At 62.3% G+C, this 26334-nt stretch carries 21 protein-coding genes; 11 read left to right on the top strand and 10 right to left on the bottom strand.

The features are described from left to right. Positions 1 to 4 precede the first annotated feature (4 nt). The 4 genes from SFU85_01110 (at position 5) to SFU85_01125 (ending at position 7430) form a co-directional block, all read left to right on the top strand. Entirely contained in the window at positions 5 to 1237 is a 1233-nt protein-coding gene (locus tag SFU85_01110; protein ID MDX6765368.1) for a competence/damage-inducible protein A, read from the top strand. A gap of 33 nt (positions 1238 to 1270) precedes the next feature. Continuing rightward, a complete protein-coding gene (gene recA, locus SFU85_01115; protein MDX6765369.1) occupies positions 1271 to 2383 on the top strand; it encodes a recombinase RecA in 1113 nt (370 codons plus the stop codon). A gap of 96 nt (positions 2384 to 2479) precedes the next feature. Continuing rightward, a complete protein-coding gene (gene mgtE, locus SFU85_01120) occupies positions 2480 to 3874 on the top strand; it encodes a magnesium transporter (protein ID MDX6765370.1) in 1395 nt (464 codons plus the stop codon). Between the two features lie 46 nt (positions 3875 to 3920). Beyond that, a complete protein-coding gene (locus tag SFU85_01125) occupies positions 3921 to 7430 on the top strand; it encodes an alanine--tRNA ligase-related protein (protein ID MDX6765371.1) in 3510 nt (1169 codons plus the stop codon). Between the two features lie 321 nt (positions 7431 to 7751). Here SFU85_01125 and SFU85_01130 read toward each other — a convergent pair whose 3' ends face one another. Genes SFU85_01130 through ndhC form a run of 3 tightly spaced genes read right to left on the bottom strand, consistent with a single transcriptional unit; the run spans position 7752 to position 10169 of the window. Continuing rightward, a complete protein-coding gene (locus tag SFU85_01130) occupies positions 7752 to 8612 on the bottom strand; it encodes a hypothetical protein (GenBank protein ID MDX6765372.1) in 861 nt (286 codons plus the stop codon). Next, the gene (locus SFU85_01135; protein ID MDX6765373.1) at positions 8609 to 9772 is read right to left on the bottom strand and encodes an SAM-dependent methyltransferase; all 1164 of its coding nucleotides are present in this window, start codon (positions 9770 to 9772) and stop codon (positions 8609 to 8611) included. The genes SFU85_01130 and SFU85_01135 overlap by 4 nt, the downstream gene beginning before the upstream one ends. 16 nt (positions 9773 to 9788) lie before the next feature. Next, positions 9789 to 10169 carry an NADH-quinone oxidoreductase subunit A gene (gene ndhC / locus SFU85_01140; protein ID MDX6765374.1) on the bottom strand — a complete coding sequence of 127 codons (381 nt, stop codon included), beginning with the start codon at positions 10167 to 10169 and terminating at the stop codon, positions 9789 to 9791. 267 nt (positions 10170 to 10436) lie between these two features. Between ndhC and SFU85_01145 the strand changes: the two genes are divergently transcribed. Together SFU85_01145 and yaeI are read left to right on the top strand one after the other, a co-directional pair. Continuing rightward, the gene (locus SFU85_01145; protein ID MDX6765375.1) at positions 10437 to 10895 is read left to right on the top strand and encodes an AP2 domain-containing protein; all 459 of its coding nucleotides are present in this window, start codon (positions 10437 to 10439) and stop codon (positions 10893 to 10895) included. Positions 10896 to 10979: 84 nt separating this feature from the next. After that, complete coding sequence (gene yaeI / locus SFU85_01150; GenBank protein MDX6765376.1) at positions 10980 to 11849, top strand: phosphodiesterase YaeI; 870 nt, start codon at positions 10980 to 10982, stop codon at positions 11847 to 11849. Positions 11850 to 11864: 15 nt separating this feature from the next. Here the strand turns inward: yaeI and SFU85_01155 are convergent, their stop codons facing one another. Together SFU85_01155 and SFU85_01160 are read right to left on the bottom strand one after the other, a co-directional pair. Then, positions 11865 to 12893, bottom strand: coding sequence for an HD domain-containing protein (locus SFU85_01155; protein MDX6765377.1), 1029 nt, complete (start codon positions 12891 to 12893; stop codon positions 11865 to 11867). Positions 12894 to 12940: 47 nt separating this feature from the next. After that, on the bottom strand, positions 12941 to 14857 hold the full coding sequence (locus tag SFU85_01160; GenBank protein MDX6765378.1) for a phospho-sugar mutase: 1917 nt from the start codon (positions 14855 to 14857) through the stop codon (positions 12941 to 12943). An 89-nt stretch (positions 14858 to 14946) separates the two neighbouring features. Between SFU85_01160 and SFU85_01165 the strand changes: the two genes are divergently transcribed. Further along, positions 14947 to 15777 (top strand): NlpC/P60 family protein, encoded by an 831-nt coding sequence (locus SFU85_01165; GenBank protein MDX6765379.1) that lies wholly within the window; start codon positions 14947 to 14949, stop codon positions 15775 to 15777. Here SFU85_01165 and serS read toward each other — a convergent pair. Next, positions 15756 to 17015: a serine--tRNA ligase gene (serS, locus tag SFU85_01170; protein ID MDX6765380.1), complete on the bottom strand. Its 1260-nt coding sequence runs from the start codon at positions 17013 to 17015 to the stop codon at positions 15756 to 15758. The genes SFU85_01165 and serS overlap by 22 nt on opposite strands. Before the next feature lie 120 nt (positions 17016 to 17135). Here serS and SFU85_01175 point away from each other — a divergent pair, with 120 nt between their 5' ends. Together SFU85_01175 and SFU85_01180 are read left to right on the top strand one after the other, a co-directional pair. Beyond that, positions 17136 to 17714 (top strand): hypothetical protein, encoded by a 579-nt coding sequence (locus SFU85_01175; protein MDX6765381.1) that lies wholly within the window; start codon positions 17136 to 17138, stop codon positions 17712 to 17714. 88 nt (positions 17715 to 17802) lie between these two features. Then, positions 17803 to 19098 (top strand): citrate synthase, encoded by a 1296-nt coding sequence (locus tag SFU85_01180; GenBank protein MDX6765382.1) that lies wholly within the window; start codon positions 17803 to 17805, stop codon positions 19096 to 19098. A gap of 1 nt (position 19099) precedes the next feature. On the opposite strand, the gene SFU85_01185 is transcribed toward SFU85_01180, so the two are convergent. Together SFU85_01185 and SFU85_01190 are read right to left on the bottom strand one after the other, a co-directional pair. Further along, positions 19100 to 19864, bottom strand: a complete 765-nt coding sequence (locus tag SFU85_01185) for an RNA pseudouridine synthase (protein MDX6765383.1) — start codon at positions 19862 to 19864, stop codon at positions 19100 to 19102. A gap of 17 nt (positions 19865 to 19881) precedes the next feature. Next, positions 19882 to 20475, bottom strand: a complete 594-nt coding sequence (locus tag SFU85_01190; protein MDX6765384.1) for a hypothetical protein — start codon at positions 20473 to 20475, stop codon at positions 19882 to 19884. A 99-nt stretch (positions 20476 to 20574) separates the two neighbouring features. Between SFU85_01190 and SFU85_01195 the strand changes: the two genes are divergently transcribed. Both SFU85_01195 and SFU85_01200 read left to right on the top strand, forming a co-directional pair. After that, positions 20575 to 20922, top strand: a complete 348-nt coding sequence (locus SFU85_01195; protein MDX6765385.1) for a cyclic nucleotide-binding domain-containing protein — start codon at positions 20575 to 20577, stop codon at positions 20920 to 20922. 124 nt (positions 20923 to 21046) lie between these two features. After that, positions 21047 to 23005, top strand: a complete 1959-nt coding sequence (locus SFU85_01200) for an ATP-binding cassette domain-containing protein (protein ID MDX6765386.1) — start codon at positions 21047 to 21049, stop codon at positions 23003 to 23005. 182 nt (positions 23006 to 23187) lie between these two features. Here SFU85_01200 and SFU85_01205 read toward each other — a convergent pair whose 3' ends face one another. Both SFU85_01205 and SFU85_01210 read right to left on the bottom strand, forming a co-directional pair. Then, complete coding sequence (locus tag SFU85_01205) at positions 23188 to 24723, bottom strand: DUF2723 domain-containing protein (GenBank protein ID MDX6765387.1); 1536 nt, start codon at positions 24721 to 24723, stop codon at positions 23188 to 23190. Between the two features lie 80 nt (positions 24724 to 24803). Beyond that, positions 24804 to 26264: a DEAD/DEAH box helicase gene (locus tag SFU85_01210; protein MDX6765388.1), complete on the bottom strand. Its 1461-nt coding sequence runs from the start codon at positions 26262 to 26264 to the stop codon at positions 24804 to 24806. Between the last annotated feature and the right edge of the window lie 70 nt (positions 26265 to 26334).

Below are 26334 nucleotides of genomic sequence, written 5' to 3' on the forward strand. Positions count from 1 at the left end.
CCCCGTGAACCTCGAGGTCCTCAATACCGGCTCGGAACTCCTCCTCGGCCAGGTCACCAATACCCACACCGGCTACTTCGGGCGACAGCTCGCCTCCCTCGGTTTGCGCTTGGCCCGCCAGACTTCTGTTCCGGATGGCGAACCCATCCGCACCGCCCTCGCCGAGTGCCTCACCCGCGCCGACATCGTCCTCGTCACCGGTGGCCTCGGTCCCACCTCCGACGACCTCACCCGCGACCTCGTCGCCGCCCATTTCGGCCTCGCCCTCGACCACCATCCGGACATCGAATCCACCATCCTGGCTTACTTCCAGAAAAGGGGAATCCAAGCCCCGGACTCCGTCCGCGTCCAAGCGCAAGTCCCCCGCGGGGCCGCGATCCTGGCCAACCACCACGGCACCGCTCCGGGTTTCCACCTGCATCACGCCGGACGCCATGTCTTTTGTCTCCCCGGCCCACCGCGCGAGCTTTACCCCATGTTTGAGAACGAAGTCCTCCCGCGACTCCACTCACTACTGCCCGACGCCCGGCCCCTCTGCATGCAGACCCTCCGCGTCCATGGGATGGGCGAGTCGCGCGTGCAGGAACTGGTCGAAGCCCCGATCCTTGCGCTCGGCCAAATCGAGATCGGCTACTGCGCCCGCCCCGGTGAGGTGGACCTCCGTCTGATCGCACCAGACGAACCCCTTCTGCAGGCGGCCGTCGCATGCGCCAGCGCATTGTTGGCGGAATCAATTTACGCCACCGATGATGAAACGCTGGAATCCCGCGTGATCTCCCTGGCACGTGAAAAAAACGTGTTTTTGGCCACCGCCGAATCCTGCACCGGCGGCTTCACCGCCCACCGCCTCACCAATGTCCCCGGTGCCTCGGCCGTGCTCGATCGTGGCTGGGTCACCTATTCCAACGAATCCAAGACCGACCTCCTCGGCGTGCCGGCGGGTCTCCTCGCCACCCATGGCGCGGTCAGCGCCCCCGTGGCCGAAGCCATGGCCCGCGGCGCCCTCGAACGCAGCCGCGCCACCCTCGCCGTCTCCCTCACCGGAATCGCCGGCCCGGACCCGGGCACGAAGGAAAAACCGGCTGGGTTGGTTTTCATTGGTTTGGCTGTAAAAAGCAGGCAAGGGATTTCTGTCCAATGCCAGCAAAAGCGGCTTGTTCCCGAACGGGAAACCTTTAAAACGATGGCTTCACAGGCCGCCTTGGACCTCGTCCGCCGCGCCTTGTTGAACCTCTGAACAAACAACACCAAACACAACACAGGACATCCCATGCCCCCCAAGACTGAAAAAGCAGAAAAAGAAAAACAAGAATCCCGCGCCGGCGGTTCCCTCGTCTCCAGTGACAAGGACCGCAAGAATCTGGAACTGGCCCTCTCGGCCATCACCAAACAATACGGTGAAAATTCCATCATGCGCCTCGGCGACTCCTCCTCGAAACTCGACATCGAGGTCATCCCCACCGGCGCCATCGTCATCGACCGCGCCCTCGGCGTCGGCGGCTTCCCCCGCGGCCGTATCGTGGAAATCTTCGGCCCGGAATCCTCCGGGAAAACCACCCTCACCCTGACCCTCATCGCCCAGGCCCAGAAGATGGGCGGCACCGCGGCCTTCATCGACGTCGAACACGCCCTTGACCCCCGCTATGCGCGCAAGCTCGGGGTCAAGATGGACGAACTCCTCGTCTCCCAGCCCGGCTCCGGTGAAGAAGCCCTCACCATCGCCGAAACCCTCATCCGCTCCAACGCCCTCGATGTCGTCGTCCTCGACTCCGTCGCCGCGCTCGTCACCAAGAACGAACTGGACGGACAGATGGGCGACGCCGTGGTCGGTTCGCAGGCCCGCCTGATGAGCCAGGCCATGCGCAAACTCACCTCCATGATCTCGAAGGCCAAGACGGTCTGCGTCTTCACCAACCAGATCCGGGAAAAGATCGGCGTCATGTTCGGCAGTCCGGAAACCACCCCCGGCGGCAAAGCCCTCAAGTTCTACGCCTCGGTCCGCGTCGACATCCGCCGCATCGGCGCCATCAAGGCCCCGGACGGCACGGTCCTCGGCAACCGCACCCGCGTCAAGATGGTCAAGAACAAGGTCGCCCCGCCCTTCACCGAAACCGAGTTCGACATCATGTTCGACGAAGGCATCTCCAAAACCGGAGCCCTCCTCGATCTCGCCATCGAGAAGAACGTGGTCGAGAAAAAGGGCGCCTGGCTTTCCTACGCCGGAGCGATGATCGGCCAGGGCCGCGATGCCGCGAAAGAAGAACTCAAGAAGAACGCCGACCTCTACGCCAAAGTGGAGAAGGACGTCTGGGCCAAACTCAAAGAAGAGTCCCCCGACGCCGCCATCCCCACCGGCGACCCCGAACCGGTCAAAGAAGACTGAGTCATCTTGCCACCAAGCCGGAACCCCACAAGGGTTCCGGCTTTTTTTTCATCATCCTTGTCCTGCTGAAACGATTCCTTCACCTTCAACCGGCCCATGGATATCCCGCTTAAAATCGGTGCTCTCGTTCGTGATGAAATCCACGAACTGATCGGGCAAAAAAACTTCACCGCCCTGCGCCATGTCTTTCAGGAATGGCCGCCCGCCGATCTTGCCGCCCTCATCACGGACCTGCCCCCGGATGACCAGGCGGTCGTCTTCCGCATTCTGCCGAGGGAACTGGCGGCCCACACGTTTGATTTCCTGGAATTCGACGACCAACGATACCTGCTGGACTCCCTCCGCCAGGACCAGGTCGCGGATATCCTCAACGGCATGTCCCCGGACGACCGCACGCTGCTCTTGGAAGAACTCCCCGCCGAGGCCTCCAAAAAACTGATCGCACTTCTTTCTCCCGAGGAGCGGAAAGTCACCCTTTCCCTTCTCGGCTACCCCGAAGGCAGTGTCGGCCGCCTGACCACCCCGGACTATGTCTCGGCCCACCCCGATTGGACCGTCCAAGAAACCCTCAACCACATCCGCATCCGCGGACAAGACAAGGAAACGCTCAGTGTTATCTATGTGCTCGACGAAAGCGGCCGTCTGATCGACGACGTGCAGACCCGTAAACTCCTGCTCGCCCCCTTGGACACCCGGGTGCGCGACCTGATCGAACCCCACCGCCTCAGTCTGTTTGCCGGGGATGACCGCGAAACCGCCATCTCTCTTTTCCAGACCCACGGCCTTTATGCGCTTCCCGTCACGGACTCCGGGGGCAAAATGATCGGGATCGTCACCATCGATGACGTGCTCGAGATGGCCGAAAAACGCGCCACCCGTGACATCCAAAAGATGGGGGGCAGCGAAGCTCTTGAAGCCCCCTATATGGACATCGGGTTTATCCCCATGATCCGCAAACGTGCCGGCTGGCTCGTGGTTCTCTTCCTGGGAGAAATGCTCACCGCCACCGCCATGGGTTACTTCGATGAAGAAATAGCAAAGGCCGTTGTGTTGGCGCTCTTCGTTCCACTGATCATCTCCAGTGGGGGCAACTCCGGATCACAAGCCTCCACCCTGATCATCCGGGCTCTCGCCCTCGGCGAGGTCACGCTTCGCGATTGGTGGCGCATCATGCGCCGTGAGATCGCAGCTGGCCTGGCACTGGGAACCATCCTGGGAGGCATCGGATTCCTTCGCATCACGCTGTGGAGCCAATTTTCCCCCATTTACGGCGAACACTGGCTCTTGGTTGCCATCACCGTTTCCCTTTCCCTCATCGGTGTGGTTCTTTGGGGCACCCTCGCGGGCTCCATGCTCCCGCTCGTCCTCCGCCGTTTCGGCGTCGACCCCGCCACCTCCTCCGCCCCTTTCGTCGCCACCCTGGTCGACGTCACCGGCTTGATCATCTACTTCTACACCGCTTTCTGGATCTTGCGCGGCACACTTCTTTGAGCTTCGCCCATGGGTTGGGTCCGCCTTGCCGATCGAAAAAATCTCCGTGCCCTCTGTGTCCTCTGTGGGTAATCTCTGCCGCTTTATGACCTCGGCCCAGATCCGTCAAAGCTACCTCGATTTCTTCCGCGAAAAGGGACACACCATCGTCCCTTCCTCCTCCCTCCTGCCCGAATCCCCCGGTCTCCTCTTCACCAATGCCGGGATGAACCAGTTCGTCCCCATCTTCCTGAACGAAACCCCCTGCCCCTATTCCCCTCCCCGCGCCGCCGACACCCAGAAGTGCATCCGCGCCGGCGGCAAACACAACGACCTCGAAGACGTCGGCCTCGACACCTACCACCACACCCTCTTCGAAATGCTCGGCAACTGGTCGTTCGGCGACTACTTCAAAAAAGAAGCCATCACCTGGGCCTGGGAGCTCGTGGTCGACCGCTGGAAATTCCCGCCCCAGCGCCTCTACGCCACCGTTTACAGCCCGGACAAAAGCAAAGGCGACCCCGCCGACTTCGACCAGGAAGCCTACGACCTCTGGGCCGCCCTCTTCACCAAGGCCGGCCTCGACCCCAAGGTCCACATCGTCAACGGAAACAAAAAAGACAACTTCTGGATGATGGGCGAAACCGGCCCCTGCGGCCCCTGCTCGGAAATCCACGTCGACCTCACCCCCGAGCCCCGCACCCTTGAACTGGAAAAGCGCGGCGCGACCCTGGTCAACAGCAGCGATGCCCGCTGCATGGAAATCTGGAACCTGGTTTTCATCCAATTCAACGCCAACGCCGACGGCACCTTCCGCCCCCTCCCGGCCAAACACGTCGATACCGGCATGGGTTTCGAACGCGTTTGCTCGATCCTCCAGTGCACGAAAAACTTCACCGACTTCACCGGCACCATCTCGAATTACGAGACCGATGTGTTCTCGCCCATTTTCCGCAAACTGGAAGACCTCAGCGGAAAGAAATACACCTCCACCCTCCCTAAACAGGGCGTGGTCGGTCTCAGTGACCAAGAGCGCCAGGATGTGGCCTTCCGCGTCATCGCCGACCACATCCGCACCCTCAGCCTCTCCGCCGCCGACGGCATCCTCCCCGGCAACAACGGCCGCAACTACGTCCTCCGCCGCATCCTCCGCCGCGCCATCCTCTGGTCCCGTGCGTTGGATATCCGCGAACCCTTCTTCTACAGACTCGTCCCGACCGTCGTCGACCAACTCAGCCCCGTCTTCCCCGAGTTGAAGAAGAACCAGGCCACCATTGAAAAAGTCCTCAAGGCGGAGGAGGAAAGTTTCAACCGCACCCTCGACAACGGCATCGCCCTATTCAACGAGTTCCTCTCAGTTTCGGATCGAAGGAGCGCAGGCGTCCCGCCTGCTGCCTCGGGCATCCAGCCCGAGCCTTCCCCCTCCCTTTCAGCCACCCGCTATTCCAAACGCCGCCTCCCCCATTACGAACAGCCTTACGGCATCTACCACGTCACCTTTGCCACCGTCGACCGCTCTCCCCTTCCAGATCAAGCCCGGGACATCGTCCTCAACGCCGTTCGCCACTTCGATGGCACCCGCTACTTGCTTCTTGCGGCCTGCGTCATGCCGGACCACGTCCACATCCTCTTCCAACCCCAGCCCAGCGGACACGACGAAACGAACAACCTCGTTTTCCCAACGCTCGGCGACCTCCTTCATTCCATCAAGTCTTTCACCGCCAAGGAAATCAACAAGCTGGCCGGAACCAGCGGTATCGTCTGGCAGAAGGAATCCTTTGACCGCCTGATGAAATCGGACGAAGAACTTGCCGAAGTCGTCAACTACATTGCCGACAACCCAGAAAAGGCCGGATTGACCAAAACGGTCCCGGATTACCCTTGGCTGTACCTTCCGACCGGAGCGCAGGCGTCCCGCCTGTCGGCTTCGGCTTCCAGCCGAAGCCCTGTTTCGGAACCTGGGAAAACCCCGCCGGGCGAGACGCCCGCCGGAGCAGGCGGGACGCCTGCGCTCCCGCAATCCACCATCCCCGGTGACATCGCCTTCAAGCTCTACGACACCTACGGCTTCCCGCTCGACATGACCGAACTCATGGCTCGCGAGCGTGGCCTCACCGTCGACACTTCCGGTTTTGAAAAACTCATGCAGGAGCAGAAGGAACGCTCCCAAGCCGCCCAGAAAAAAGAAATCATCGATGTCGCCGACACCGACGATTCCATCCCTGCTGTCCAATTCGTCGGCTACGATACCACCGAAGCCCAGGTCGAACTGGCCACTTACAAGATCGAATTCGGCAAAACCGCAGACGACACGGTCAAGGCCCGCCTCTACTTCTCCCCCACCCCGTTCTACGCCGAGATGGGCGGCCAAGTCGGCGACACCGGCTGGTTGGAATTCGGCGGTCACCGCCTCGAGATCCTCGACACCAAAAAAGCCGGTCGCGGCGTGGCCCACATCACGGAAGACGTGGCCCTGCTCGACGAGCTTTCCCTCCCGGCCAAAGCTGTCCTCAACCTCGAACGCCGCGCCCTCATCGAAGCCCACCACAGCGCCACCCACCTCCTCCACTGGGCCCTGCGTGAAGTCCTCGGCACCACCGTGGGCCAGAAGGGTTCCTACGTCGGCCCCGACCGCCTTCGCTTCGACTTCTCGCACCTCGAAGCAGTGAAGCCCGAGGAACTCCAGAAAGTGGAAGCGATGGTCAACGAGAAGATCGCCGCCAACGTTACCGTGAAGTGGCAGGAACGCCCCTACGCCGAGGTCAAAGGCGACAGCTCGATCATGCAGTTCTTCGGCGATAAATACGGCGAAACCGTCCGAGTCGTCGACATCGGCGGCTTCTCGAAGGAACTCTGCGCCGGCACCCACGTGAAGCAGACCGGAAAGATCGGCGTCTTTCGCATTGTCAGCGAGGGCGCCATCGCTGCCGGCGTTAGACGCATCGAGGCAGCATGCGGCACCAGCCTCATTCCGATACTTCAGGATAAAGACAAACCCCTTCATTCTGAATGGAAGACAATCATCAATAGCCTCCCGGTAAATTCGTACAGAGTGCTCAAGAGCATTAAGAATACGGATACCCCTGCTGAGGCTTGGAACAAGTTGGTTCAGAATCAGCAATACATGGCGGAGCTGAAGCAGCTTCACTTGGCACACATCAAGGAAGCGCAAAAAGCCCGCCTCGAAGGCGTCAATCAGTGGATTCAGTTGGAGATGAAAGGCTGGCTGGCCCAACGCGAAGCAATCAAAGGCGAAGAAAACTTCACCAGATTGATTCTCAATCTAGGTGAACTAGAAAGCGAGCATCTCGCTACTGTTGCAAACGCCTTACGCAAACAACCTTTACAAGTTAGCGTCATTGTTTTGGGTAGCACCTTTAATGGAAAAGTGTCTCTTCTTGCCTCCGTGGATAAGCAGCTAAGTCATCGGTTCAACGCCGGAGCGATCATCAAAGAAATCGCCCCCGTGGTGGGCGGCAAAGGCGGCGGCAAACCCGACCTGGCCCAAGGCGGCGGCACCAACCCCGAAGCCCTCCCCGCCGCCCTCGAAGCCGCCAAGGCCTTCCTGTCCCGCTGATCCCCCTGCCTTTGGATTTACGGAGCGCAGGCATCCTGCCTGCTCAAGCGGGCGTCCCGCCCGGTCATTTTCAAAAAAAATCGAACCACGCCGGGCAAGATGCCCGCCGATGCAGGCAGGATGCCTGCGCTCCATCCATTCCAATTCATCGAAAAGGGAACCTGTACGGGCGCATGGGGTCGACGCCTTATACTTGTCTGATTTGGGGCACTTCTAAAAGCGGTTTCTGTTTCATCTGCCAATCGTTCTCGTGCTCGTTCCGTCTGAAATGTAGGGATGAAGAACGAGCGGCAGATGCGTTTTAGCCTGTCCGCGCAAAACCTAACCTCCATCGATTCCCAACAGATAGGCCAGGATGTAATCCGGCAGACGGGTGCTGTAGCCACCCTCCAGCACACTGACGCAGGGCACGCCGCTGCCCCGCAGCATGCGGCCGATTTCCTCGAAATCCTTCTCCCCCAATTCCTGTTGGGCCAGGGGATCCGTCTTGGCGGCATCAAAACCCGCCGAGACCACCAGCAACCCGGGTTTCTGCTCCAGCAACCGTTCGAGGGCCCGGCGCAAGACCGCGACATACTCGCCCGCCGGTGTCCGGGGCGGGAGAGGATAATTGAAGATGTTCCCGCCACTCTCCGCTCCGGTTCCCGGGTAGCAGGGATGTTCATGGACCGAGGCAAACCAGATTCCTTCACGGCCGCGCAGGATGTCCTCGGTGCCATTGCCGTGGTGGACATCGAAGTCGAAGACCGCCACGGTCCCAACGCCCCGCTCCCGGGCCTCCAGGGCGGTGACCGCAGCTTGGTTGAGGTAGCAAAAGCCCATGGCCTGGTTGGCGGTGGCATGGTGTCCGGGCGGACGCATCAGGCTGAAGGCCCGGCCACCCTCCAGCACACGATCCAAGGCACGCAATGCCCCCCCTACGGAACGACGGGCATGGCCAGCAATGTCCGGGTGGGCCGCGGTGTCGGGGTCGAAATCGACCGGCTCCCAAAGCCGCCGCAGGTGGGCCGCGGTGTGGGCCCGCAAAAGAATGGCATCATCGACCGGTGCGGGATGATCCCAGACAATGTCGACTTCGACCTGCATCTGGAGATGGCGGACGGTGGCCCCGACGCGCTGCGGTCGTTCAGGGTGGCCGGGGGTTTCATAGCCCAGGCAGGCGTGGTCGGTGACAACGATCATGACCGGACTCCGTCAAGCGGCCGGGCGAAGGCCATCCCGGGCAGATCCACCGCGGCAGACCGCACACGGCCCTTTGTCTGGACCAGGGCTTTGAACACCGCACCCATGAGCCCCGGGTGGGTCAGGGTGTGGAACTGGCGCAGGGCCGCCGGGTCGGGATTCGCTTCTTGGACCGCCAACCACCCCCCCGGCCGAGCGGCCAACCCGGTGAGGAACCGGTTCTGGTCGAGAAATCCCCGGGTGCGCCAGCCCTGCGCGTTACCCCATTCCATCAAGAGGGAAAAATCCACATCCGCGGTCAGGTCCTGCCGTCCGGGATCGGCCAGGACTTCCGCCACTTGATGATGCCCGGCAAAAGCCCGCAAGGTGCCCTCGGGCTTCGCCCCTCCATACAAACCCTCGGCGAGATCCCCATAGTCCAGGGTCAGGATCACCCCGTCCCCCAGGGTGGCATAAAGCTCCATGGCCCAGGCTTCGGCCACGGTACGCACTTCGCCCACCCATCCCTCCACCGCAGGCAGGCCGGCGCGGGCGATGGCCGCTTGCAGACTGGGCGGGGCCGCCACCGACACCCAGTCGAAGCGTTCCCCTCCCCCGGGAGCAGCAACCCGTAATTCCCGCCATTCCCCCCCACGGAAACACACCCGGTCGACCGGCAGGGCGTCGACCAATTCGTTGGAGTAAAAAAGGGCGGTATCGGGGGGAAGTTCCCCCGGGCGGGCCACCCATTGGATCCGGTCGGAAGGCAGAAGCGCTTGCAGGACGGCTTGTTGACGCCCGCGCCAAGCGGACCGGGGCTCGACCAGGCACCAAGAGGCAGCCGCCGCCGCCGCGGGATGATGTTCGTGCAAAGCAGCCAGAACATCACGGGAGAGGGAACCATCGTGCGCCCCCTGTTCGGCCACCGTCCAGCTTCCCGGTCGTCCGAGGGCCTCCCAGACCCCGGCGGCAAAATCCGCCAGAAGACGGCCAAACAGGGGACCCACCGAAACGCTGGTGTAAAAGTCCCCGCGCCGCCCGATCAGCCGGCCGGGGTCGCTGTAATACCCGCATTCGGGGTCGTACAGCGCCATCTCCATGAAAGCGGAGAAAGGCAATGGACCGTCGGAAGCGATACGGTCAGCGAGCAGGCGGGGTAGGGTGGACAGGGGATGCGACATCCGCCCGGAAGGTGCCTCAGGCGCTCTTGTTCCAGTCAAACACGCCCTTCTTGTAAGCGTAGAGATGGCCCACTTCGAGAACCAGGATGAAAGCGGCCATGGACCAGAAAGCGGTCATGCCAATGCCACCCAACAGTTCGCGGAACGCGACCGCCCACGGGTACATGAAGATCACCTCGATGTCGAAGAGGATGAAAATCATGGCCACGAGGTAGAATTTGACCGAAAAACGGCTGGCGCTGGGGCCGATCGGGTCCTTGCCGCACTCATAGGCGGTCGCCTTGGCCTTGGAATCGCGGGCCCGCTTGCCCAGCAGGATCGAGGTCACAATGCCCCCCACGGCGATGGCGAGGGCGAAGGCCAACTGGATCAGGACCGGAAGGTATTCTTGGATCATTCCCCCGGTCTAGACGTGCCCCGGCCCCGCGCAAGCCCGGAATATGGCCCCCGGTCCGCCGGGAAAGGCCTCCAGTGGCCCGGACTCTTGCATTATGCAATGCGAAAAGCCTGTACTGGCCATGGCGATGCGGATTCTTCTTTAGCTCAACAGGCCGATGGAGAAAGCTAACAACCAACGCAGGAGCAAACAACCAGTCATTGACAAACCCCGCACAACAATTGATTTGTCAAACGGCAATCACGGGCTAGACTGACTATAAACTTTATGGCAACCAAAAAAACACGCAAGAAACGGAATCCGAGCATGGCGGGTATCTCCCGCATCGACCAGCCTGAGAAACACAACCACGGCTGGTTTGTGCGCCTGACCCGGCATGGCAAACGCTACTCGGCATTCTTCTCCGACAAGAAAAACGGCGGCAAAGCCACCGCGCTGGTCCGGGCCAAGGCCTCTTACCAGAAGCTGGTCAAGGCCCACCCCCACATGTCCCGCAAAGAGTTCGCCCAGATCGAACGCCGCTCGAACAAGACCGGCATCGTGGGCGTGACCAAGCTGGTCAAAGAAGTCCGCGGCCGCAAATACAAGTTCTGGCAGGCCACTTGGAGCCCGGAACCCGGCGCCGTGCGCAAAAAAGCGTTCTCGGTCACCCGCTACGGCGATGACAAGGCCAAAAAGCTGGCGATCAACGCCCGCCGCAAAGGCCTGACCGAAATGAACGATTAATCCACACTACGTTCCATCAACTCAAACCGCCGTCGGTCCGCCGACGGCGGTTTTTTTATCGCCATCGCCGATGGAACTCCCACCATGGGGGCACCGCCCATGGCCCTGCGCGTCGCACCCGCTCTTTCCCGTAGAACCTTCCTCCGTTCGCTCGCACTCGGGTCGGTGGGCGCGGGCACCCTGGCCTACAGCCGGTGGCTGGAATCCGATTGGCTGGAGCTGACCCGGCAACAAGTGGCCTTTTTCCCCACCCCGCCCAATCGGCCCTTCCGCCTCTTGTTGATGTCCGACTTCCACTTTTCCAGCGTGGTCCCCCTGGACTTGATTGCCCGCGCCATCGACCTCGGACTGGCGGAAAAACCGGATCTGGCCCTGTTGGCCGGGGATTTCATCACCGGCCACCTCTACCAACCGGATCACTACCGGGCCGTGCTGCAACGCCTTTCCGACGAAGTTGCCTGCCTCTGCTGCCTGGGCAACCATGACGGGAACGTGCACCAAACGACCCAAAAACCGCGCACCGGCAGGCTGCGGCGATTCCTCAGCGACTGCTTGCTCCCGCTGCTGCACAACGACCACCTCGAATGGAAACATGAGGAACAGGCCTTTGAGATCATCGGCCTGGGCGATCTCTGGTCGGGCCAATGCCTGCCTGAGAAGGCCTTCCCGACGAGCGACCGCGGACTGCCCCGGCTCGTGCTGGCCCACAACCCGGACAGCAAGTCACTCCTCGAGAAACACCGCTGGAACCTGATGACCTGCGGCCACAGCCATGGCGGGCAATGCCGTCTGCCGCTCTTGGGTGCTCCCTTCGCCCCCATCGCGGACAAAACCTACACCTCGGGTCTGAACCCCTGGCGGGACCGGATGATCTACACCACACGCGGCGTGGGCAACCTCCATGGTCTGCGTTTCAATTGCCGACCGGAAGTTACCATCCTCGATCTCGTCTGACCCCGGGTCCAGATTTCAACGCGGACCGCGCAAAGGCAGGGCCAGCAATCCGCCAAGCGGGCGCTTCGCTTCCACCAGTCCGGGCACGACTTCACCCTGGTCCGCATAGGCCCCGCGCAGCATCTCGATCTTGGCATCGATGTTGTCGATGTGGTGCAGCAGCCAACCCTCGGGCGTCTTGGGCACGACGGGCGAGCCGAATTCCAATTCGCCGTGGTGTGAAACAATCAGGTGGAGCAAATGGTCGCGGACCAGGTCGGGGGCGGGCGAAACCGTGGCGGCGAAGGTCTCCGGATCTTTCTGGGCCGCTTCATGCCAGAGCTTGTTCACCACCTCGACGCCGATGGTGATGTGTCCGATCAGTTCGCCCTTGCGGGTGGGCTGGGTGGTGAACCCCCGCTCGGGATAATCGTTCTCCCAGAGCTTGCCGACGTCGTGGAAAAGCACGCCGCAGTAAAGCAGATCGGGGGTGACCTCGGTGTAAAGCGGGGCCAGGGCGCGGGCACAACGCAACATCTGCGCGGTGTGCTCCAACAATCCGCCGCGGCGGGCGTGGTGGTAGCTCCGGGCGGCGGCGGCGCGTTTCCATTTTTTTTCGTATTGTTCCAGGGCCAGACAGGCCACCGCCTTCAGACGCGCATCAGCCAAATTTTGGAAGGTGTCCTGGAACAAGGCCCAGTCCTCCTCCAGCTTGCCGCGCCGTTCCGCCGGTCCGGCCAGGAAGACCTCGGCCTCGCTCTCCGAAAGACGGATCAACCCGGGCTGGTTGACGTTGAGACCGTAATCGTTGGTGTAGAATTTGCCCTCCAACTCACACAGCTCCCCTTCTTTGGCCCGTTGGAGAAATTCGTAGGCCGGGCTGTCCGACCAGATCTTGAGCTTGGCCTTGTGGGTGGCGTCGGCGACTTCCAAATCAAAGAAGGGCTTGCCCGCCGCGGTGCGGCCCGGCCGGATGGCGGCCAGTTGGACGGCGATGGCGTCCTCCGCCCCGGCGGGGTTTTCCTTCAATTCCTCCAACAACTCGGCAAGGGTCAACGTTTCCATGCCCCAGCCTTAGCCTGCGGGGCTCCCACCGCAAGAACGGTCTGCGCTTACTCCACCCGTACTTTCACGTCCCGCTGGGTTTCCTCCCAGAGGTCGTCGAGGGTTTGGCGGAGTGCGGCCCGGGCCGCGGGCAGTGCCCCGCGGTCGGACACATCGGAACGGCCGAAGAAGTAGTATTTGATCTTGGGTTCGGTGCCGGACCCGCGCACCGCCACCCGGAACCCGCCCGCCAAGTGGAACATGAACATCAGTTCCTTCGGGATCTTCTTGCCGTCGACATCGAAGATGTCCTCGGCGCTGAAATTCTGTACCTTTTCCACCGCCCGTCCGCCCCAGGTCCGGGGGGCGTCCTCACGGTAGCCCTGGAGGAGCTTCCCGATCCGGGCCGCGCCCTCGGCCCCCTCGAAAGTGAGGGTGCCCAATTTTTCCAGGTAAAGCCCGTATTGGAGGTAGAGGCCGTCCAGGTAGTCGATCAGGGTCATGCCCTTGGACTTGGCCCAGGCGGCGGCTTCGGCGAACATGAGCACGGCGGCGTTGGCGTCCTTGTCGCGCACGGCGTCGCCCCCGGAATAGCCATAACTTTCCTCTCCACCAAAAACGAAGAACGTGCTCTTCTCCAGGAGGGTCTGGCGCCAGGCCTCGAAGCCGGCCGGCCCCCGTCCCCCCGCCTGTTCCTCGTAGTCCTTGAGCTTTTCCCCGATGTATTTGAATCCGGTTAGGGTGTCGACGCATTTGAGCCCGTGTTTGCGGGCGATGGCGGCCTGGAGATCGGTCGTGACAAAGGTCTTGATCAGGGTGGCGCGGGCGGCATTGGCCGGGGTCAGGACACCCTGTTCGAAGAGGCGGTCGATGCGGTAGGCGGCCAGGATCGAGCCGATCATGTTGCCGGTGAGGATCTGGAATTCCCCGGCCGCGTCACGGACAGCCACGCCCATGCGGTCGGCATCCGGGTCGGTTCCGGCGATGAAGTCGGCCTGTTCGCGCCGTCCCTGCTCGATGGCCAAGGCCAGGGCCTCGGCATTTTCGGGATTGGGTGATTTCACCGTCGGAAATCCGCCGTCCGGCGCGGCCTGGGCGGCGACCACGGAGTGGGTGATGGAAAAAGCCGTGAGGATTTTGGGCACGCTCTGGATTCCGGTCCCGTGGATCGGGGTGAAGACGATCTTCAGCTTGCCGGACTGGCCACGCACCACCGCGGGGTCGAGGACGAGTGTGGCCAGCGCGGCCAGATAGGCCTGGTCGACTTCGGCCCCGATGGAGACCACCTGTCCGGGGACGGCGGCGGGTTCGACCTTGGCCGAGGGCACCGCCAGGACTTCGGCAATGATCGCGGAGGCTTGGGGCTCTACCAACTGGCCCCCGTCACGGTAATAGGCCTTGAATCCATTGTCGTGCGGCGGATTGTGGCTGGCCGTTAGCATGATGCCGGCGTGCGCCCCCAGATGACGGACGGCGAAGGACAGCTCGGGGGTCGACCGTTCGGCCTCAAAAAGGAACGCCGTGCCACCCATGCGGGCGACGATCCCGGCCACTTGTTCGGCGAAAGAGCGGGAGAAGTAGCGGGTGTCGTGCGAGACAACCACTTTGGGACACTCACCGGGGAACTGGCGGGCCAGGTAGCGGACCATGCCCTGGGTGGCGCGGCTGATGCTGAAGCCGTTCATGGTGTTGGTGCCAACCGCGGGATGGTCGGGTGCACCGCCGGTGGAGGAACCGCGTTCCGCCGTGGTGACCACACGGCCCATGGTGCGTCCGCGCAACCCACCGGTGCCGAACTTCAGAACCTGGTAGAAGCGGTCGTTGAGTTCGGTCCATTGCCCGCCCTCGACCAGTTCGCGCAGGCTGGCGATTTCCCAATCCTCCCCGGTGGACTTTTCCAGGTAGGACAGGAGGTTCTGGCGGCTGGAGGCCAGCAATTTGCCTTCTTGGACCGCGGGCTCGAGGAGGGAAAGAAACGGGTGCATGGAAACATTGAAACGCCCGCCCCGCCCGGGCGTCAATATCGAAGCCCGATGCCATTGCCCCGGCGGACATTTGCGTCCATCTTGCAGGGATGAAATTCTGGCCCGCCTTCCTTCTGCTCTGGGCCGCCGCCCCTTTACTCTCGGCCCAGGATGAACGGGTGGCCACGATTTCCCCCGAAGAACTCAAGGACTACGAAAGCTACCCCGCACCGGTCAAAAGCCTGGTTGAGCGTTCCCTGGTCCTGACCCGGATGGGGCTGCGTTACACCTACGGGTCCGCCGACCCGGCCAAAGGCGGGATGGATTGCTCGGGCACCATCCACCACCTCCTGCTCAGCGCGGGAATCAAGAACGTCCCCCGCCAGGCCAACACCCTTTATCGCTGGGCTTGGATCGAAAGCCGCTTCCACGCCGTGGCCAGCCTCAATCCGGACAGTTTCGAATTCCAAAACCTCAAACCCGGCGACCTGCTTTTCTGGAGCGGCACCTATGTCGTCGACCGCGATCCTCCGGTGACCCATGTGATGCTGTACCTGGGAAGATTGAAGGCGGATGGCCGCAGGGTGATGTTCGGGGCCAGCAGCGGACGCCGCTACGCCGGCAAATCTCGCGACGGGGTGAGCGTGTTCGATTTCCAACTGCCCCGCGCCGACAGTGAAGGACGTTTCCTCGGCTACGCCTCCATTCCCGGATGGGATAAGATCCCCCCCGCCGCTCCGGCCGTCCGTGATCCGGCCCAAGAAAAAAAACCCGAGGGCGCGCCGCCGGCAACACCTCCGGATGCTATGCCCCAAAACACCGCTCCGGAACCCGCTCCGGCACCGCGGGCGCTACCCGTCGAACCGGCCCAGGCAGAAACCGACGCGCCCGCCGCCGGGGTGCCCGTTAACCCGGGCAATCAAACAAATTCAGCGCCGTAGTAAGGGCGGAGCGCCTCGGGTATGCGGACCGAACCATCGGCCTGTTGGTGGGTTTCCACCAGCGCGATGAACAACCGGGGCAGCGCCACGCCGGAACCGTTGAGGGTGTGGCACAGTCTGTTCTTTCCATCCCCATCCTTGAAACGCAGACCCATGCGGCGGGCCTGGAAGTCCTCGAAGTTGCTGCAGGAGGACACCTCCAGATAGGCCCCGGCACCGGGCGCCCAAACTTCCAGATCGTAGCACTTGGCCGCGCCGAATCCGATGTCCCCGGTGCAGAGTTCGATCGCGCGGTAGTGCAACCCGAGCAATTCCAGAACGCGCTGGGCATGGCCCCTGAGTTTCTCCAGTTCGGCGTAAGAATCTTCGGGACGGACAATCTTGACCAGTTCGATCTTGTCGAACTGGTGCACCCGGAGCATGCCCCGGCTCTCCTTGCCCGCCTCGCGCCGGAAGCACGGGGTATGGGCGGCGTAGCTGATGGGAAGTTCCTCCGCTTTCAACAATTCCTCCCGGTGCAGGTTGGTCACGGGCACTTCGGCAGTGGGAGCCAGGAAGAGGTCCTCACCCTCGAGGTGGTACATGTCCTCGCGGAATTTGGGCAATTGGTTCGTGCCGACCATGCAGGCCTCCCGCACCAGAACCGGGGGGGCGATTTCCGTGTAACCATGCTCGCGGGTGTGCAGATCAAGCATGAACTGGATCAGGGACCGTTGGAGCCGCGCCCCGGCCCCACGCAAGACATAATAACCGCTGCCGGAAATTTTCGCCGCACGTTCGAAATCGGCCAAACCCCGGGCCTCGGCGATTTCGACCAATTCCTTCGGCTTGAACGACCACTCGGGTTTCTGCCCATGGCTGTGGACCACCGGATTGGCCGAGGCGTCCGCCCCAACCGGGCAGGCGGGATGGGGCAGATTGGGCAACCGCAGGAGGATCTCGTTCTGGGCGGCTTCCAGCCCGGCAAGCTCGGCGTCGAGAGCCGCGATCCGGTCGGACTTCTCCTTCATCCCGGCCAGCAGATCCTCGGCGGATTCCCCCCGGGCCTTCCGGCCCCCCACTTCTTTGCTGATCCGGTTGCGTTCGCTTTTCTGGGCCTCTACCTCGGCGATGACCGTGCGGCGGCGGGCATCGAGCGCGGCAATCTCATCCACCGGGGCCTCGGTGCCAGGCGCTCGGCTGGCCAACCGTTCTTTGACCCAGTCGGCTTTTTCGCGGATGAGGCGGATATCGATCATAGGCTGGCAAAATTAGGCGGCCCACCCGGCCCTGTCCAGCGGAGTTCGTCGCCGACGCACGATTGCGATTTTGATGATATGAATTGACAATAAATGGGAGGCTTCCTAACATGGTGTGTTGTGTCGGTTTTTGATGCCCGCGAAGTCATGCAGGCACTCATTCATCTGAATGAGTGGGAAGACGAACTCAAATTGCTCGGCCCCCGGACGGTTCGGCGTGCCCGACTACAGGAACTACTGACTGCGGAACGTCCCAAGGTCGCCCCCTTCATCCTGGCCCACCACGACCGCTTGCGCGCGCGCGGTCGCTGCAGCACGGCTCCGGTTCGGGAGTGGGTTTGCCGCAGTTGCTTCATCTCCGTACCCATCGGCCAGCGCACTTCTTTGAGCCACCGGGACGATCTCTGCGTGTGTGACAACTGCGGAACCTACATCTATCTGCCCACCCCGGAACAGGAGCAGGAGTGGCAGGCCGCTTTGGACCGCAAACGCCAGGCCGTTCAAACCAAACCCGCGGCCAGCTCCGCACCCACCCCCACCCCCACTCCCACTACCGCCATTCCAACCACAAAAGCCCGCAAGCGGCCCGGCCCTGCGGCCAAAGCCCCCCGGCCTGCAGCGGGAAAAAAGACAGCCCGCCTCCCGGCAAAAAAGAAGACAGCGCCGCGCAAACGTCCGACCCCACGCGCCAAGCGCTGAAAATCCCCCGGATGCGGGAGCACCGCCCCGATTTCAGAGTTTCCCACCTTTCCCTCCCATCAGGCCCGCCTTATGCTACTCGTTGAGCATGGACAAAGAGGCCCAAATCATCCTGGACGGAAAACCCCATTCCTTCCCCGTCATCACCGGGACGGAAAACGAAAAAGCCATCGACATCCGCAAGCTGCGCGCGGAAACCGGATACATCTGTTACGATGACGGCTACGGCAACACCGGTTCCTGCACCAGCAACATCACCTTCATCGACGGCGAAACCGGCATCCTCCGCTACAGCGGCTACCCCATCGAGGAACTGGCCGCCCATTCCAATTTCATCGAGACCGCCTACCTGGTGATCTACGGGGACCTGCCCGATGCCGCCGCCCTGCGCAACTTCCGCAAGCTCATCCTCGGAAACGCCTCCATCCACCAGAGCATGCTCGGCCATTTCAGCGGCTTCCCCTCCTCTTCCCACCCCATGGCCATGCTTTCGGCCATGGTCAATTCCCTCGGCTGCTTCTACCCCCGCATGGCCAGCAACGACCGCGACCGCGAGCTGGGCCACTTCGACCAGGCCGCCACCATCCTCATCTCCAAGGTCCGCACCCTGGCCGCCATGTCCTACCGGATGAAGATGGACAAGCCCTTCATCTATCCCAAGGACAACCTATCCTATTGCTCGAACTTTCTTCACATGATGTTCTCCGAGCCCTACAACGACCACATCGCCCGCTCGGAAGTCGACAAAGCCCTCAACCTCATATTTCTGCTCCACGCCGACCACGAGCAGAATTGCTCCACCTCGACGGTCCGGATGGTCGCCTCCGGCGGGGCCAACCTCTTTGCCTCCACCGCCGCCGGGATCTGCGCCCTCTGGGGGCCGGCCCACGGGGGCGCCAACCAGTCGGTGTTGGAAATGCTCCAGCAGATCCACGACTCCGGCGATGACGGCACGCGCTTCATCGAGGCGGCCAAGTCGGGGGACAAATCCAAGCGCCTCATGGGCTTCGGCCACCGCGTTTACAAGAACTACGACCCCCGGGCCAAGATCCTCAAGCAGCAGTGCGAAAACGTCCTGGAAGCCCTCGGAGTCAACGACCCCCTGCTGGAAATCGCCCTCAAGCTGGAATCGGCGGCCCTGCGCGAGGAATACTTTCTCGAGCGCAAACTCTACCCTAACGTGGATTTTTACAGCGGCATCATCATGCGCGCCATCGGCATCCCCCTCGACATGTTCACCGTCATGTTCGCCATTGGACGCATGCCCGGATGGATCGCCCATTGGCGGGAAATCGCCCTGGCCAAGACCCCCATCCACCGGCCGCGCCAGATTTACACCGGGCCGGGCATCCGCCCCTACGTCCCGATGGATGCCCGCGCCTGAATCACCCCGTTCCGGCTTCCTCAGGCACAGGGGGATGGCCCCCGTAAAATGCGGACAAAAAACCGCCACCGGGAGCTTCCACCCGGCGCGACCGCCCCGGTCGTTCCTCCCACACCAACTCGACCGCCCGCAGGGCCAAGGGCCAGCCCCGTGCGGGTGAGGCTTCCCCTCCGTAAAGTACATCCCCCAGGATCGGGCAGCCGGCATGGGCCAAATGCACCCGGATCTGGTGCGTCCTCCCCGTCAACGGTTGGCAGAGGATCCAACTCAGTCCCTGCTCGCGGGCCAGAACCCGGAACGCGGTTTCGGCGGATCGTCCCCGGCGAGGATCAACCCGGATGCGGCCCTCGCGGTCCAACCCCTCGGCCAGGGCTTCCCGCGCCACCCATTCCTCCCGGGCAGGACGGTTTCGACTGAGCGCCCAATAGGTCTTGCCCATCCGGTGTTGCGCAAAAAACTTGGAAAAAATCTCCAGCGATCGGGGTGATTTGGCCAAAAGCAGAACCCCGCTGGTGTCGGTGTCGAGCCGGTGTACCGGGCGTAAAAATCGCAACCCCCTCGACCGGGCCCACCAGGCCCCCGCCTCCACCCCTTCCAGAAGGGCGGCCAGAAGGTTGCGCCGGGTGCTCTTCCAATCCGCCGGAGCCAGCATCCAGCCCGGTGGTTTGTCGATCACCAGGACTTCCCGGTCCTCATAAAGGACGGGCAGCCTGACCGATGTCCCCCGGTGGCGCAGGGCAATCTCAGCACGGGCATCGGATTTCAAGGTCCTCGCCCTCCCAATCATTTGTCCCGTCGCAATTGGCCCAGCGACTCGACCCGTATTTCCAACACCCCGTCCGCAGCCTTCTCAACCACCCCGGTCACGGTGACCCCCACCTTGTTCCGCACCAATTCCTCCAGTTCCGCACTCTGCAACAGCACCACGCCCCCGGGCATCAGGTTCAAACGCAAGCCCTCGCGGCGGTCCCGGCTGAAATACAACTGCCCGACTTCGGCCCACTCAGGCACCCCGGTCACGGTGATTTCCCGGCCCAACTGCCCGCGGAGAAACTCCATGTTTTTCGGTGAACGTGGTTTCTTGGCCTCTTCTGCCTCACGCTGGGAGGCCGTCATGCGGGCGCGGGCCTCTGCTTGGCGCTGGTTCCAGGCCCATCCCTGCCAGATCGCCACGGCCACCAGACCGGCCAAAAGAACCACTCCCACCACCCGCCCAATTGGGCCCCGGGACTTCGCAGGTGCCGGGGCCGCCACCCGGTAGGTGTCGACCACCGGGACACCCCCGGCCATTTCCTGTTCCAAGACCCAACGGGCAAATTCCTTGCGCTCGCTCGGCTCCAGTTGCCGGTAGGCCGTCTTCCATTGCTCCAGTGACATGCCCCCATCTTGCCGCCGCCCGGGTCCGCTTGTCACCTGCAAGCTTTGTCACCATTTCTTCGCTTGCCTGACCCCCACCCGCTCCATACCCTGCACCCCATGTCCGAAACCGCTGCGAATACATCCTACAAAGCCGGTGATTTCATTTTCCAAAAAGGCGAACCCGGTGAACTCATGTACATCATCAAAAAGGGGACCGTCGACATCATGCTCGGCGAAAAACTCGTCGAGACCCTCGGTCCGGATGAATTCTTCGGCGAAATGGCCCTGATCGACAACCAACCTCGCTCGGCCAACGCCATCGCCCGCACCGATTGCGAAATCGAGGCCATCACCGCAAAACGCTTCCAGTTCCGGGTCCAGGAAATGCCTTTTTTCGCCATCAAGGTCATGAAAGTCATGGCTCAGCGCCTCCGGAACACCACCGAGCGCTCCCTCGGTTCCTAACCTTCCCGGGTTCTTTCCGCCCTCTGCCCCCTTTCCGCCCTTTTTTTCGGGCACATCCCCTCCAGGCTTTCGTCTGGATTTGGGTTTTGTCATTTGCCGTTTTCCCCTCTAGCTTCAGGCGCTCATGCTCACCCTTTCCGGACTCTCCAAATCCTTCGGCGGACGCGTCCTCTTCGAGAACGTCACACTCCAGATCAACCGCGAGGACCGCATCGCCCTCGTCGGCGCCAATGGCGCCGGCAAGTCCACCCTCTTTTCCCTGATCCTCGGCCTCAATTCCCCCGACGCCGGCACCATCTCCCGCGAACGCGCCTCCACCCTCGGCTTCCTCGCCCAGGAAACCGCCCCGGTCGGCGAGGAAACCGTTCTCGAACTCGCCACCGCCATCTCCCCCGAACATGCCCGCCTCCGCCGCCTCATCGCCGAATCCGAGGCCCGCGGCGACACCGAATCCGACGATTACCACCACGCCGTCTCGGAATACGCCGCCCTCGGCGGTTACCAACTCGACCCCAAGGCCAAGCGCATCCTCAACGGCCTGGCTTTCCGCGAGAGCGATTTTCTCCGTCCGGCCAAGGCCCTCAGCGGCGGCTGGGTCATGCGTGCCCACCTCGCACGCCTCCTCGTCCAGGAACCCGACCTCCTCATGCTCGACGAGCCCACCAACCACCTCGATCTCGAATCCCTCGGCTGGTTCCAGAATTACCTCCAGACCTACCCCGGCGGCATCCTCATGATTTCCCACGACCGCGCTTTCCTCAACGCACTCGTCGACAACATCCTCGAGATCCGCAACAAACAGGTCCACCGCTACCGCGGCAACTACGACGACTTCATCGAACAACGCGCCGCCCGCAAAGCCCAACACCTGGCCGCCTACGAGAACCAACAACGCGAAATCCAGGCCCTCCAGCAGTTCGCCGACCGCTTCCGCGCCAAGGCCTCCAAGGCCGCCCAAGCCCAGAGCAAGCTCAAGCAGATCGACCGCATGGAAAAAATCGACGCCCCGGAAGACACCGAGCGCCGCATCTCGATCAAATTCCCCCAGCCCCCGCGTGGCGGCCAGCGCACGATCAAAGCCGAAGGCATCCATTTCGCCTACGGCGACCTCAAAGTCTACCAGGGCATGGAATTCGAAGCCGAGCGCGGCCAGCGGATCGTGCTCGTCGGCCCCAACGGTGCAGGGAAATCCACCCTGCTGAAACTCCTCGGAGGCCAACTCACCCCGCAGTCCGGCACCATCACCCCGGGCCACAATGTCAAAGTCGGCTACTTCGCCCAGAACCGCGCCGAAATGTTCAACCCCAGGCACACCGTCCTCGAGGCCGTCCAGGACCGGCCCAACCCCGTGCCCGAACAAACCGCCCGCACCGTCCTCGGCTCGTTCCTGTTCCCCGGCGATGACGTCTTCAAAAAAACCGGCGTCCTTTCCGGCGGGGAAAAATCCCGCCTCGGCCTGGTCAAAATCCTCCTCGATCCCCCCAATCTCCTGCTCTTGGACGAGCCCACCACCCACCTCGACATGGCCAGCATTGATGCCCTCGTGGCCGCCCTGAAACAATACGAAGGCACCCTTATTTTCATCAGCCACGACGTCTATTTCATCAAGGCCCTGGCCACCTCCGTCCTCCACATCAGCGCCGGAATGCTCACCCCCTACGCCGGGGACTACGACTACTACCTCCACAAAACTAAGGCCACCTCCGAGCGCGGCGCACTGGTGGCCGGGGAAAAACTCACCGATTCCCGCCCGGAAGAAGCCAAAGCCACCGTCGTGGTGAAGGAAAAATCCGTCTTCAAGACCAAGGAACAGAAGCGCAAAGAGGCAGAGGAGCGCCAGGCCCGCTCGCAGGCCCGCAAGGCCGCCCAGGCCGACGCCGAGAAGCTGGAAAAGGAAATCGCCTCTCTCGAGGAAAAGCAGAAAGCCCTCACCGCCCGCTTGGAGAGCAATCCCACCGACATCATGAACCTCAACCGGGAATTGGTCGAGGTCACGGAAAAGCTCGAAGAAGCCACCGCCAAGTGGGAGGCCGCAGCCCAACTACTTGGAATCCAAGCGGAGTCCGGCCCCAATCCCGGTTGACCCGGGCCCATGTGAAGTGCCCCGTGTTTTCAGGGCGCTTCCCATTCAACGGACATTTTTCCGGCCGCGTTTCTCTGCCCGATCCCGGGCTCACCGTGAAAACCGGATCGACCGGGGCTTCCGGATCGCCGGGGTTCTGCCCCTCTACCAATCGACCACTCTGCGCAGTCGCTGTCTTCTCCTCAGCGCCAGCCCTCAAGGCGGTAGAGCACACTCTTGGAGTGCTTGGGATGAATCACCTGCGATCGCCGGAATTCCACCTGGGGCACCAGGACCCAGTCCGGTCGTCCAGCCGCCTGGGGCAGGTCGGGGATATCCGTGTATATCTCCCGGATGCCCTCCTTATGGATCAGACCCGGCAGTTGTTCCAACAGACTATTGGAGGTAACTTTCCGGAATCCCGGTTTCAAGAACTCCAAATGACGGCCCGCGCTGCCGGGGACAAATACCACTAAGGAACGGTCCGCCGGTGCCACGCGGGCACTCAGCCAATCAATCGAACGGATCGGCGGGGGTGGTTCCGTGTGGTTTTGCCAGGCAAAAGGCAGCGTGGCCGCCGCAAACAGGACCGGGGCCAGATAAATCCAGGAGCGGAAACGCGGGGCAAAGCCGGACAACCAGAAACACCCACCGGCCACGGCCAGCAGCATGAGCGGGGCCAGGACCGGGATGTAATAACGCTGCTCCGAGGGCAGAAAGAAGAAGACCATCAAGGCGTAGGGAACCATCCATTGGAGGCTGAACAACACCACCCCCCGTGTTGCCTGCATTTGCTGGCACCCGGACCAAACCACCCCCTGCCACCAACCCGCCAGAATGGCGGGGGCCAGCAGGAAGAATAATGGATGTCCGAACGGGGCCAGCCCCTGGATGAAACAGGCCCCGGCGTGCCGGATCAACCGGAATACCAACAAAGGATCCTGCCCCAGTGCGGCCCCGGCGTATATGTTAGGCTTGTCGAAGCGCCAGCGGAATTGCTGGCCATTGGCCTCCCAATAAGTGGTCCAAAAATGGCCGCCACTCACATGGGCCACCATGGCCATGGTGGGAATGAGCCAACACAGACTGGTCAGGACCCAGATGGTGGGTGCCACCAGCCGCCAAGTCTTGGGGAAACGGGTGGAGGCAAGAACAACCAACCAAATCAGGACCAGGCTGTTCTGGGGACGGAATCCTCCTGCCAAGCCGGCCAGAATCGCCGCGGCAATGAGACAAGCCGGACGTCGGTGCAGCCAGGCTGCCGTGGCAAAGAGCACCACCGCCAGAAAGAAGGAAGAAGCAGGAACATCGCTCATCGCCTTGATGCTGTACATCCAAAACACCGGGGTGAACCCCACCACCATCGTCCCGGGAAGGGCCCAACCCCGCGGCATCACCAGACGGGCCAGGGCATAAATCGACGCCACCAAAACCCCACCACCCATCGCCGACACCAGCGTCAGTGCCACATGATTGTCCCATCCCGTGCAGGCCCGGACAAACCAACCCGACGCAACATAGAGCGGATAGCCCGGCGGGTGGGGCTGGTGCTTCATGAGGTTGAATTCATCCATGCCGAAAATGAACTGGATCGAATCCCAGTCATCCGGCGCACAGCTCCGGGTCTGTGCATAAAGCAGAAAAAACACCAGCCCAAGGCCGATGACCCAGAACGTATCCCGGCGCGACCACGCTTCCAACCATCCTGTCAGGCCGGGGGCAGTGCCTTGATGATTCATAAAATCAAGACTGCGACTCCGCACGGGAACATAAAGGCATGTTATCTACCCCTTTATCGAGCAGATTCCATCCCGATCTTTCAACGCCCGCCCATGAAGCGTGATACTTGGCGCAGACTGCGACCCATGAATCCACCGCTCTTTTCCGCCGCAGGCGCCGGAGACGAGGCTTCGCGCGAGGGACGGTAATCGCCGCCGCTACCGCCACCGCGGTGTGAGAAAGCCCGGCCCACCTGGCCCTTGCGGCCATGGCGGCTTCCGCCTTGATGCTGGCGTCCGCCCTCTGTCGTCCGTCCTCTGCCTCCTGACGGCCTCTGCCCCCTGCCGCCTTGGGAACCACGACCCACCGGGGGTGCCGGGGGAATGATGTGCAAGGGAACGGTGGTGGCAAAGGGATGACCTTCGAGGATGGGAATCTCCTTGCGGATCAGGCGCTGGATATCGCGCAACCAGGAGCGCTCTTCCGGATCACAAAACGCCACCGCCAACCCCTCGGCCCCGGCCCGGGCCGTGCGGCCGATGCGGTGGACGTAGGTTTCGGATTCATTCGGGATGTCAAAGTTCACCACCAACGTGATCCCTTTCACGTCGATGCCGCGGGCCGCGATGTCGGTGGCCACCAGCACCCGTGCTTCCCCGCTCTTGAAACGGGCCAGGGCACCCTGCCGGGCGTTCTGGGATTTGTTGCCATGGATGACCTCGGCCTTGATCGACTGTTTTTCCAACTGGTCGGCCAGTTTGTTCGAGCCGTGCTTGGTCCGGGAAAACACCAGGACCAGACCTTCGGGATGCTCCCGCAGCAGGTGAACCAGCAAAGGGATCTTGTTCGACTTGTCCACATGGCAGACCTTTTGCTCGATGCGCTCGGCCGTCGAGGAAACCGGGGCCACTTCCACCCGCACGGGGTGGTGCAACAGGGACGAGGCGATGTCACGGATGGCGTCGGGCATGGTGGCGGAAAACAGCAACGACTGGCGCTTGGGCGGCAGCTTGGCCATCACCTTCTTCACATCGTGGACAAAACCCATGTCCAGCATGCGGTCGGCTTCATCCAGGACAAAGATGCGCACGGCATCGAAACGCACCAAGCCCTGTTGTTCCAGATCGAGCAACCGGCCCGGGGTCGCGATGAGGATATCGACTCCGTTGCGCAAAGCCTGATCCTGGGCTCCCTGGCCGACACCGCCGAAGACCACCGCATGACGCAGCTTGAGGTGTCTGCCATAGGCGGTGAAGCTTTCGCCGATCTGGATCGCCAGTTCTCGGGTGGGGGTGAGGATGAGGGCGTGCGGGCGGCGGGGCACACGGGCCTCTCCATCGGTGTGCAACCGGTGGAGGATGGGCAGCGCGAAGGCCGCCGTTTTGCCGGTGCCGGTCTGGGCCAGGCCGATCAGGTCCTTGCCCTCCAGCAGATGCGGGATGGCCTTGGCCTGGATCGGCGAAGGCTGGGTGTAGTTTTTTTCCACCAGCGCACGCTGGATCGGTTCGGCCAGTTGCAGTACGGAGAACGTGATGCTCGGCAGGGTCGTGCTTGTATTCATGTTGCGTCTTTCCTGTGGACAACCCACAGGGGGGTGCGGGCCATGGCATGGCCTGCGCGGTTCACGGGAT

This window comes from Candidatus Methylacidiphilales bacterium (assembly GCA_033875315.1).
In the GTDB taxonomy this organism is placed as follows: domain Bacteria; phylum Verrucomicrobiota; class Verrucomicrobiia; order Methylacidiphilales; family CAZTYG01; genus JANRJG01.

What these genes read in the sequence shown, in the direction of transcription:
- recA (MDX6765369.1), top strand. Translation starts at nt 1,271, where the DNA reads ATGCCCCCCAAGACTGAAAAAGCAGAAAAAGAAAAACAAGAATCCCGC.
- mgtE (MDX6765370.1), top strand. Translation starts at nt 2,480, where the DNA reads ATGGATATCCCGCTTAAAATCGGTGCTCTCGTTCGTGATGAAATCCAC.
- SFU85_01130 (MDX6765372.1), bottom strand. Translation starts at nt 8,612, where the DNA reads ATGATCGTTGTCACCGACCACGCCTGCCTGGGCTATGAAACCCCCGGC.
- SFU85_01135 (MDX6765373.1), bottom strand. Translation starts at nt 9,772, where the DNA reads ATGTCGCATCCCCTGTCCACCCTACCCCGCCTGCTCGCTGACCGTATC.
- ndhC (MDX6765374.1), bottom strand. Translation starts at nt 10,169, where the DNA reads ATGATCCAAGAATACCTTCCGGTCCTGATCCAGTTGGCCTTCGCCCTC.
- SFU85_01145 (MDX6765375.1), top strand. Translation starts at nt 10,437, where the DNA reads ATGGCAACCAAAAAAACACGCAAGAAACGGAATCCGAGCATGGCGGGT.
- yaeI (MDX6765376.1), top strand. Translation starts at nt 10,980, where the DNA reads ATGGGGGCACCGCCCATGGCCCTGCGCGTCGCACCCGCTCTTTCCCGT.
- SFU85_01155 (MDX6765377.1), bottom strand. Translation starts at nt 12,893, where the DNA reads ATGGAAACGTTGACCCTTGCCGAGTTGTTGGAGGAATTGAAGGAAAAC.
- SFU85_01160 (MDX6765378.1), bottom strand. Translation starts at nt 14,857, where the DNA reads ATGCACCCGTTTCTTTCCCTCCTCGAGCCCGCGGTCCAAGAAGGCAAA.
- SFU85_01165 (MDX6765379.1), top strand. Translation starts at nt 14,947, where the DNA reads ATGAAATTCTGGCCCGCCTTCCTTCTGCTCTGGGCCGCCGCCCCTTTA.
- serS (MDX6765380.1), bottom strand. Translation starts at nt 17,015, where the DNA reads ATGATCGATATCCGCCTCATCCGCGAAAAAGCCGACTGGGTCAAAGAA.
- SFU85_01180 (MDX6765382.1), top strand. Translation starts at nt 17,803, where the DNA reads ATGGACAAAGAGGCCCAAATCATCCTGGACGGAAAACCCCATTCCTTC.
- SFU85_01190 (MDX6765384.1), bottom strand. Translation starts at nt 20,475, where the DNA reads ATGTCACTGGAGCAATGGAAGACGGCCTACCGGCAACTGGAGCCGAGC.
- SFU85_01195 (MDX6765385.1), top strand. Translation starts at nt 20,575, where the DNA reads ATGTCCGAAACCGCTGCGAATACATCCTACAAAGCCGGTGATTTCATT.
- SFU85_01200 (MDX6765386.1), top strand. Translation starts at nt 21,047, where the DNA reads ATGCTCACCCTTTCCGGACTCTCCAAATCCTTCGGCGGACGCGTCCTC.
- SFU85_01205 (MDX6765387.1), bottom strand. Translation starts at nt 24,723, where the DNA reads ATGAATCATCAAGGCACTGCCCCCGGCCTGACAGGATGGTTGGAAGCG.
- SFU85_01210 (MDX6765388.1), bottom strand. Translation starts at nt 26,264, where the DNA reads ATGAATACAAGCACGACCCTGCCGAGCATCACGTTCTCCGTACTGCAA.